The organism is Klebsiella michiganensis (assembly GCF_002925905.1).
Classification (GTDB): Bacteria; Pseudomonadota; Gammaproteobacteria; order Enterobacterales; family Enterobacteriaceae; genus Klebsiella; species Klebsiella michiganensis.
The window spans coordinates 58,435-67,371 of record NZ_PRDB01000025.1; the positions used below are offsets into that span (position 1 = coordinate 58,435).

The 8,937-nt window shown below is 58.7% G+C and carries 6 protein-coding genes; 4 read left to right on the forward strand and 2 right to left on the reverse strand.

Translation table 11 applies throughout. From position 1 onward, the window contains the following. Positions 1 to 37 precede the first annotated feature (37 nt). The 3 genes from CDA56_RS28565 to CDA56_RS28575 all read left to right on the forward strand — a co-directional run bounded on the left by CDA56_RS28565 (position 38) and on the right by CDA56_RS28575 (position 3,834). A complete protein-coding gene (locus CDA56_RS28565; protein ID WP_014227163.1) occupies positions 38 to 937 on the forward strand; it encodes a LysR family transcriptional regulator in 900 nt (299 codons plus the stop codon). A gap of 272 nt (positions 938 to 1,209) precedes the next feature. Next, positions 1,210 to 2,241, forward strand: coding sequence for an inner membrane protein YhjD (yhjD, locus tag CDA56_RS28570; protein ID WP_004134249.1), 1,032 nt, complete (start codon positions 1,210 to 1,212; stop codon positions 2,239 to 2,241). A 270-nt stretch (positions 2,242 to 2,511) separates the two neighbouring features. After that, positions 2,512 to 3,834, forward strand: a complete 1,323-nt coding sequence (locus tag CDA56_RS28575; RefSeq protein WP_004126314.1) for an MFS transporter — start codon at positions 2,512 to 2,514, stop codon at positions 3,832 to 3,834. A 49-nt stretch (positions 3,835 to 3,883) separates the two neighbouring features. On the opposite strand, the gene CDA56_RS28580 is transcribed toward CDA56_RS28575, so the two are convergent. Continuing rightward, a complete protein-coding gene (locus tag CDA56_RS28580; protein ID WP_103814808.1) occupies positions 3,884 to 5,935 on the reverse strand; it encodes an AsmA family protein in 2,052 nt (683 codons plus the stop codon). Between the two features lie 195 nt (positions 5,936 to 6,130). Here CDA56_RS28580 and kdgK point away from each other — a divergent pair, with 195 nt between their 5' ends. Continuing rightward, positions 6,131 to 7,060: a 2-dehydro-3-deoxygluconokinase gene (gene kdgK / locus CDA56_RS28590; RefSeq protein WP_064374778.1), complete on the forward strand. Its 930-nt coding sequence runs from the start codon at positions 6,131 to 6,133 to the stop codon at positions 7,058 to 7,060. Between the two features lie 191 nt (positions 7,061 to 7,251). On the opposite strand, the gene CDA56_RS28595 is transcribed toward kdgK, so the two are convergent. Further along, positions 7,252 to 8,757 carry a M16 family metallopeptidase gene (locus CDA56_RS28595; RefSeq protein ID WP_049071605.1) on the reverse strand — a complete coding sequence of 502 codons (1,506 nt, stop codon included), beginning with the start codon at positions 8,755 to 8,757 and terminating at the stop codon, positions 7,252 to 7,254. Between the last annotated feature and the right edge of the window lie 180 nt (positions 8,758 to 8,937).

The following is an 8,937-nucleotide window of genomic DNA, read 5'->3' on the forward strand; positions in this document are numbered from 1 at the left end:
TTTACTGTTTCATTAAAAACAACAATAGGCCGCCGGCATGGATAAAATTCACGCAATGCAGCTGTTCATCAGAGTCGCGGAGCTGGAAAGTTTTTCCCGCGCCGCCGATACCCTTGGCCTGCCGAAAGGAAGCGTCTCGCGCCAGATTCAGGCGCTGGAGAGCCACCTTGGGGTTCGTCTGCTGCATCGCACAACCCGCCGGGTACAGCTGACGCAGGATGGTATGGTTTATTACGAACGCGCCAGAGACCTGCTCAGCAATCTTGAAGAGCTGGACGGCATGTTTCAGCTCGACCCCTCCAGCATCAGCGGGCGTCTGCGGGTTGATATGCCCGTCGCCGTAGCGAAAAAGCTGGTCATTCCACAGCTGCCGGCATTTCTGCAGCAGTATCCCGGCATTGAACTGGAGCTCAGCAGCAGCGATCGGTTAGTCGACGTGGTTCGCGAGGGCTTTGACTGCGTGGTGCGCGTCGGTACGCTGAAAGATTCCGGGCTCATCGCGCGGCCGCTGGGCAAGCTAACGCAAATCAACTGCGCCAGCCCGCAGTACCTGACGCGCTTCGGCTATCCGCAATCGCTGGACGATCTCGCCGATCATGCGCTGATCCACTACGCAAGCAGCCTCGGGGTGCGCCCGCTGGGCTTCGAAGTGGTCAGCGAGGGCGCCGTCCGCTGGATCAAAACCGGCGGCGTCTTGACGGTGAACAGCACCGAGACCTATCAGGCGTCGTGCCTGGCGGGGCTGGGCATTATTCAGGTGCCGCGGGTGGGGGTTCGGGAATGGCTGCGCACCGGGGAGCTGATAGAAATTCTGCCCCACTACCGCGCCGAGCCGCTGCCGGTGTCGCTCATTTATCCGCACCGGCGTAATCTCTCGCGCCGGGTACATCTGTTTATGGAGTGGCTGGGCGGCTTGATGAAAAACTACGTTGATTAGGCCGAATGATGAAAAATCTGTATTTGAGAGCGTGCCGATATTCCCTGCCGGGTGCCGGCTGACGCCTTACACGGCGTAAAAAAACCAATAATATCATTATATTATTAATTTCGCCCAGGGCCATGCAAACGCAGCGCTGCCGGGGAATAACACAAGAACGCGCTTCAGTGATTCGCAGATTCCGATGCCCGCTCCCCCCCGATACGCCCCATCCGTGATTTTACGTATATAATTTTTGAAGAATATCGCTGTAAAAAAGGAAGAAATAATTTATGACGCCGGAAAACGACGCTCAACGCCCAACCGAGGATCCGGGCCAGCAGCCGGATAAAAACAAAAGCGCGATGGCTGCGATAAACGACTCTACCGTGGCGAAAAAAGCCAACCAGGCGCTGAAAAGCGTCACCGGAACGGCGGAAAAAGTTCAGCGTAACCATATGGTCGCCCATATCATCCGCGCCGCGGAGCGCTTTAACGACAGGCTGGGTAATCAGTTTGGCGCGGCAATCACCTACTTCTCGTTTTTATCGATGATCCCAATCCTGATGGTCTCTTTTGCGGCCGCCGGTTTTGTTCTCGCCTCGCATCCCACGCTGCTACAGGACATCTTCGATAAAATCCTGCTTAACGTTAGCGACCCGACGCTGGCGGCAACGCTGAAAAATACCATCAATACCGCCGTACAGCAGCGTACCGCCGTCGGTATCGTGGGTCTGCTGGTGGCGCTCTACTCCGGCATTAACTGGATGGGCAACCTGCGTGAGGCCATCCGCGCCCAGTCGCGCGACGTCTGGGAACGCACGCCGCAGGATCAGGAGAAAATTTGGGTTAAGTATTTCCGCGACTTTATCTCGCTGATCGGCCTGCTGGTTGCGCTGGTCATTACCTTGTCGATCACCTCTATCGCCGGCTCGGCCCAGCAGATGATTATCTCGGCGCTTTATCTTGATTATATCGAGTGGCTGAAACCGGCGTGGCGGCTGATTGGCCTCGCGATTTCCATCTTCGCCAACTATCTGCTGTTTTTCTGGATTTTCTGGCGACTCCCGCGCCACCGCCCTCGCCGTAAGGCGCTGATTCGCGGCACCCTGATTGCGGCCGTCGGCTTTGAGATAATCAAAATCATTATGACCTGGACGCTACCGGCGCTGGTGAAATCCCCATCCGGGGCGGCATTCGGTTCGGTGTTGGGGATAATGGCCTTCTTCTATTTTTTTGCCCGCCTGACGCTGTTCTGCGCCGCATGGATTGCCACCGCCGAATATAAAGACGACCGCCGGATGCCGGGCAAAGCCCACGACTAAACCATCGCTGGGCTGAATAAAAGACGCAAAATTCAGCCCAACCTGGCATTTCAGCATATAAATCCAACATGTAACTTTTATTTAACCTAAACCTGGTTTTATCGACCATTATTTGAATTTTGTGAAGCATTTCATAGAAGTTATTTTTCTGGCACAGAAATTATTCACTTTTTGCTTCTTTTTTCGCCTCCCCCGCCCCTTGTTACAGATTGAAATGTCCCCAAGGCTGTGGCTATATGGCCTTTCGTTCGCAAAAAATAAGAAAGATCTATGCAAGCCACAGCCACAACACTCGACAACGCGCAGGACACCGTTCCGGTTAACTCACGCAATAAAGTCGTCGTCGCCTCACTCATTGGTACCGCCATCGAGTTCTTCGACTTCTACATCTATGCCACCGCGGCGGTTATCGTATTCCCGCACATTTTCTTCCCGCAGGGCGATCCCGCCGCCGCGACGCTACAATCGCTGGCGACCTTCGCTATCGCCTTTATTGCGCGCCCTATCGGTTCAGCGGTCTTTGGCCACTTCGGCGACCGCGTAGGCCGTAAAGCGACCCTCGTCGCCTCGCTGCTGACGATGGGGATCTCCACCGTGGTTATCGGCCTGCTGCCCGGCTATGAAACCATTGGCATTATGGCACCGGTGCTGCTGGCGCTGGCGCGCTTTGGTCAGGGGCTCGGCCTTGGCGGCGAATGGGGCGGCGCGGCGCTGCTGGCGACGGAAAACGCCCCGCCGCGCAAGCGCGCGCTGTATGGCTCATTCCCACAGCTGGGCGCGCCTATCGGCTTCTTCTTCGCGAACGGCACCTTCCTGCTGCTCTCCTGGCTGCTGACCGACCAGCAGTTTATGGAATGGGGCTGGCGTATGCCGTTTATCTTCTCCGCCGTGCTGGTCATTATCGGCCTGTACGTCCGCGTTTCGCTGCACGAGTCGCCGGTGTTCGCTAAGGTAGCCGCCGCGAAAAAACAGGTCAAAATCCCGCTGGGCACGCTGCTGACCAAACACGTGCGCGTCACCGTTCTCGGCACCTTTATCATGCTGGCGACCTATACGCTGTTTTACATCATGACCGTCTACTCCATGACCTTCAGCACCGCCGCCGCGCCGATTGGCCTCGGCTTGCCGCGTAACGAAGTGCTGTGGATGCTGATGATGGCGGTTATCGGTTTTGGCGTGATGGTACCGGTGGCGGGCCTGCTGGCGGATGCATTCGGCCGTCGTAAGAGCATGGTCGTGATTACGACCCTGATCATCCTCTTCGCGCTGTTTGCCTTTAAACCGCTGCTCGGCTCCGGCAACCCGCTGCTGGTCTTTGCCTTCCTGCTGATTGGCCTGAGCCTGATGGGGCTGACCTTTGGCCCCATGGGCGCGCTGCTGCCGGAGCTGTTCCCGACGGAAGTTCGCTATACCGGCGCATCGTTCTCCTATAACGTCTCGTCGATCCTCGGGGCGTCCGTGGCGCCGTATATCGCCGCCTGGCTGCAGGGCAACTACGGTCTGCCTGCGGTAGGGCTCTATCTGGCCGCCATGGCGGCGCTGACGATGATCGCGCTGCTGCTGACTCACGAAACGCGTCATCAATCGCTGTAACTCTCCCTCCACGCCCCTGGCCATCCGGCGAGGGGCGTCTCCTTGCCGACTATTTTTTCATCTGCGACAGGATTGCCCGACACTGGTTCGCCTCGCCTTCGGCGGGTGAGATCAGCGCCAGCAGCGCGGCGGCCGGCGTCTCCAGGGTCGCCAGCGCTGCCGCTACCGCGCCGCGGGCAATCAGCGGCCCCACCTTCACGCCCGCATTCGGCGACTTAAAGGTGCCGCGCACGTAGAGCGGTGAACGCAGGGTGATAATGCGAAAGCCTTTGCTTTCCGGATCGATAGTGAGGTCCAGCTGCTCTGAGGCAAAGCTGGCGGTACCGGTGACGTTGATCAACGCATTTTCCGTATCAAAGGCAAACACCTGCGGCCGGGCGACGCCGTTGACCACGTCGATATTGGCCGCCGCGCAGTTCACCCGCACCTCATCATCGCCAAAGATCTGCCCGATGATAAAGTTACCGACGTTCAGGCCGAGGATCTCCATCAGGTTGCGGCTAATTAAACCGTCGTTCATCAGCAGCTTCAGGTTACCGTTACTGTTGCCCAGCAGCGCGGCGACGGAGTTGCCGGTACCGCGAAGCTGCACATCGCCGTTCATTTCGCCGAGGGTTTTCTGCATCATCTCCACGTTTGGCATCAGCGCTTTCAGCTTCAGGCGGCGCGCCTGCAGGTTCGCCGTCCCCTGCAGCGGTTTTTTATCCCCTTCAAGATGAATGCTGCCGGCAATCGTGCCGTTGGCCAGCCCCAGACGCAGCGGCTGCAGGCGCAGGTCGCCCCGTTCGAGGATCACGTGGGTGGAGAGGTCGCTGATGGGGAGCGTGCCGCCGTGCTCAATACGGCGTCCTTTAAAGCGCACATCGGCATCCATCACCTGCCACTTATCGGTTTCAAAGCGGTCATACGGCAACACTTTTCCGGCCGGCTGCGGGGAGGCTTCGCCTTTGCGCCGTTCGGTCTGGCTGCCTTTACCGCCGGAGTCGACGCCAATCAGCGGCCCCAGATCCGCCAGCCTTAGCTGTCTGGACTCAAGGTCGCCCTCCAGCTTAGGCCGGGGTTTACCGGTGGTGTAGGTCAGCGAGCCGTGGATATCGCTCTCGCCGATGCGACCATTAAAATCCTGATAGGCGAAGCGTGAACCGTTTTTCTCCTTGAAGGTGGCCCGCAAATGCCCGTCGGTCGAAAAGGCCGGCGTATCCGGCAGCAGCACGCCGGTCAGGTCATAGAGATCGCCCAGCGAGTCCCCGGAAAACTTCAGCCGCAGATCGACGCCGCCGAGGTTAAGCGGATCGCTGACCGTGCCGGTAAACGCGACCCGGGTATTGCCGGAACGAAAATCCCCCTGCAGGGGGAACGGCGTCCCTTCGCTGCGCAGCGCCAGCATGCCGCCGATTTTGCCGCTACCGGAGAGCGGCTGTCCGTTGTAGCTCCCTTTCGCCTGCAGGCCGAAGACGTAATCGCCCACTTTCTGCGGCTGCCCTTTCCCCTTCTCGCCGGTCACTTCACTGAACGCCAGCGGCTTACCGAGCGGATCAACCACGATCGTCACGTCAGCGCGCGACACTTTGTCATCAACGGCAATCTTGCCGCGATCGAAAAGAATATTGTCGAGGCGGAAAGACCAGCTGGAAGGCGCCGCATCTTTCTCCGACGACCCCGCCGAAGCCAGGTCGAAAGTCCAGTTGTTGGTCTTCTCCGACAGTCGGATCAGCCGCGCGTCGGGCTGTTCAAGCTTAATCCACGGCAGATAGACCGTTTTGCTGAGCAGCGCCAGCGGGGCGAGAGTCGCCTCAACGCGCGGCAGGTGGACCATTGTGACCTGCGGGATATCAGGGGGGTTGCCAAGGACGATATCTTCGGCATGAACGTGCGGCCAGGGGATCCAGCTTCGCCAGCCGCTCTCGCCGGGCTGGCGTTCCCAGACGACGCCCAGATCGCCGCGAATCGCGAACGGGCGGTTCAGCTCGGCAGAGACTTTCTGGTTGATCGTCGGCTTCAGGCGGTTCCAGTCAAAGGTCGCCAGCACGATAAAAAACAGAACGATCAGTACGACAATCGTTCCCAGGATAATAGCCACGGTTTTTCGGGTTCTGCTCATCCCTTCTGCACTCCTTTTGCGTCTCGTCACTCCTGAATATAGTTGAGAAACGCCATTTGCTCCGCCGAATGAGGTTTTCGTCACATAATCCGCGTCAGGTCAAAAAAATAATGGAACGTTGTTTTAATATCATTGACCATCAAAGCGCCCCAGCGCACACTAGGGTTAATATTGATTTAATTTCAGGTCATCACTATGTCGAAGAAAATTGCCGTCATTGGCGAATGCATGATTGAGCTGTCAGAGAAAGGCGCAGCGGTTAATCGCGGCTTTGGCGGCGACACCTTAAACACTTCCGTCTACATCGCTCGCCAGACCGACGCCAGCGCGCTGGGCGTGCACTACGTTACCGCCCTGGGCACGGACACCTTCAGCCAGCAGATGCTCGAATCCTGGCAGCGCGAGAACGTTCAGACTGACCTGATTCAGCGCATGGCCGACCGTTTACCGGGCCTCTACTACATCGAAACCGACGATACCGGCGAGCGCACCTTTTACTACTGGCGCAACGAAGCCGCGGCGAAGTTCTGGCTGGAGAGCGAGCAGTCTGCGGCCATCTGCGAAGAGCTGGCGACCTTTGATTATCTGTATCTTAGCGGGATCAGCCTGGCGATCCTCAGCCCGACCAGCCGCGAGAAGCTGCTGACCCTGCTGCGGGAATGCCGGGCAAACGGCGGCAAGGTTATCTTTGATAATAACTATCGTCCGCGCCTGTGGAGCAGCAAAGAGGAGACGCAGCGGGTTTATCAGCAGATGCTGGCCTGCACCGACATCGCGTTCCTGACCCTCGATGACGAAGACGCGCTGTGGGGCGAGAAGCCGGTTGCAGAAGTGATTGCCCGCACCCACGCCGCCGGCGTTGAAGAAGTGGTGGTTAAGCGCGGCGCAGACTCCTGCCTGGTGGCGATTGCCGGCCAGCCGCTGCGGGAAGTCCCGGCCGTTAAGCTGCCGAAAGAGAAAGTGGTTGATACCACGGCGGCGGGCGATTCGTTCAGCGCCGGCTACCTGGCCGTACGCCTGACCGGCGGCGACGCCGAATCTGCGGCAAAACGCGGACACCTGACCGCCAGCACGGTGATCCAGTATCGCGGCGCGATTATCCCGCGCGAGGCGATGCCGCAGTAATTTTCGATTGCGTGACGCCCGCCTGCGAGAACCCCGGCTGGCGCTGCGCTTAGCCGGGCTACGGGTTTACCGCCGTCTGCGGGCCGGTAGCCCGAAGCGCCGCCTCCGGGAAAATCTCCGGGCCAACCCAGCAATACGTAAAACAGATTAGCCATAAACCTCACCGGATAGCCACGCTATCCGGTTTTGCTTTACTGTGCTGGCGGGATATCCGTCGCTTCGTTACGCCCTTCCACAACATCACCGGCGGCGCTCGACGCCGCTGCGGCCGCTGGCGCGGGCACCATCAGCTTTTCCCACGTCGCCTGCAGTTCCTTCATGTTGTATTCCGGCTCGCCCTGCGGCTGCTGCAACACCAGCGCCATATCCTGCGACAGCTGCTGACGCAGGTACTGATTCAGCATGTCGACCGTCAGCGAATTGAGAAACTCCTGACGCAGTTTCTGATACTGCTCGGGCGCGATATCCACCACCTGATTTTGCAACGAACGCATCCGCTGGCTAATCAGGATGTACGTATCGGTGCGCGCATAGGTGGCAAACAGCTTCTGCAGTTCGAGGTTTTTCTGCGCGATCAGGGCGTCAAACTCCTCCTGCGGCAGGCCGCGATCGCGGACTTTCGCCAGCTCGCGTGCCACGGTCGTTAAGTTGGCGTTCAGGCGCTCGCCCGGCGATTCGATATTGATCGCGCACTGGGCGCGCTGGTAGAGCACGCGGCAGTCAAAGCCAAGGCCGATATCCTTGATATTACTTTTGCTCAGATTCTGCTGTACGTGCCAGAACAGCGCTTCCCGGGCAAGATCGTCGCGCCAGTAGCGCTGCAGCGCGACCGAGTCGCGGATCGGCTGCCACGGCGCATCCCACATCAGCGACAGCTTATCCTGGCGCACCGCATCGGTCATGATGCTGACCGGCGTCGTCGGCAGCGGCGACAGCGTAGGAACCGCCACCGGCGTTTCGCGCTTGCCCTTCAGGCCGCCGAAAGTTTTGTTGATTTGTTCCGCGACGCTGCGGCTATCCACGTTGCCGACCACAATCAGGGTCATGGCATCCGGGGTGTACCACTTGTGGTAATACTCTTTTAGCTGAGCAATATCCACCGGCTGCTTCAGCGGCGCCGCCGGATCGTGCCCCAGCATGGTGGAGCCTTTCAGCCGATAGCGCCACCAGCCTTCTTTGGTATCCGCAGGCCAGGTCGCCACCATGTCTTCGCCCTGCAGCGCGTGGTTGACGGTTTCCGGGGAGATCGACATTTTACCGCTGGCGCTGGCCAGCCAGCTCAGCGCCTCTTTCAGCAGGTCGTTACGGTTATTCGGTATGCTCAGGTTAAACAAACTGTAGTCATAAGAGACGATGGCGGGCGGCAGAGGACGCTTCGGGTCAATACTCTGCTGCCATAGCGAACGGGCCTGCATGGTCGGGAGGCCACCGTTTTGCGTCAGCGCGAGGCGCGGGATAAAGTGGCTAAAGCCGCTCTGCTGAGTGCTTTCGCTCAGCGAGCCAATATTCACGGACAGGCGAACTTCGATACGATCGCTGGGACGCTGCGGGGTGGCTAAAACCTGCCACTGAAACCCATTCGCCAGTGTCCCCTGTTGCCAGGCCGGGTCCGGCTGGAGCGCTTCTGCCTGCACATAACCGACCGTCGCCATCATCAGCAAACCACCGGTTAAGAGTCGAATTTTTGTGCCCTGCATGTGAACCCCTGATGAACAATCCTGGTTACAACAGCGGCCCACGGGAGGGCCGCCGAAAAAATATGGTGAGTTAAGTACGTCGGTTAGACCACACGGAGATGAAAATGTCGCATGTTGACGTGAAATAAACATAAGGGTCACCGCCGCGCAAGCGACAGTGACCCCTAATTATGCGCAGGA

Coding starts and splice junctions, on each gene's coding strand:
- CDA56_RS28580 (WP_103814808.1), bottom strand. CDS start 5,935: ATGAGCAGAACCCGAAAAACCGTGGCTATTATCCTGGGAACGATTGTC.
- CDA56_RS28575 (WP_004126314.1), top strand. CDS start 2,512: ATGCAAGCCACAGCCACAACACTCGACAACGCGCAGGACACCGTTCCG.
- CDA56_RS28595 (WP_049071605.1), bottom strand. CDS start 8,757: ATGCAGGGCACAAAAATTCGACTCTTAACCGGTGGTTTGCTGATGATG.
- CDA56_RS28565 (WP_014227163.1), top strand. CDS start 38: ATGGATAAAATTCACGCAATGCAGCTGTTCATCAGAGTCGCGGAGCTG.
- yhjD (WP_004134249.1), top strand. CDS start 1,210: ATGACGCCGGAAAACGACGCTCAACGCCCAACCGAGGATCCGGGCCAG.
- kdgK (WP_064374778.1), top strand. CDS start 6,131: ATGTCGAAGAAAATTGCCGTCATTGGCGAATGCATGATTGAGCTGTCA.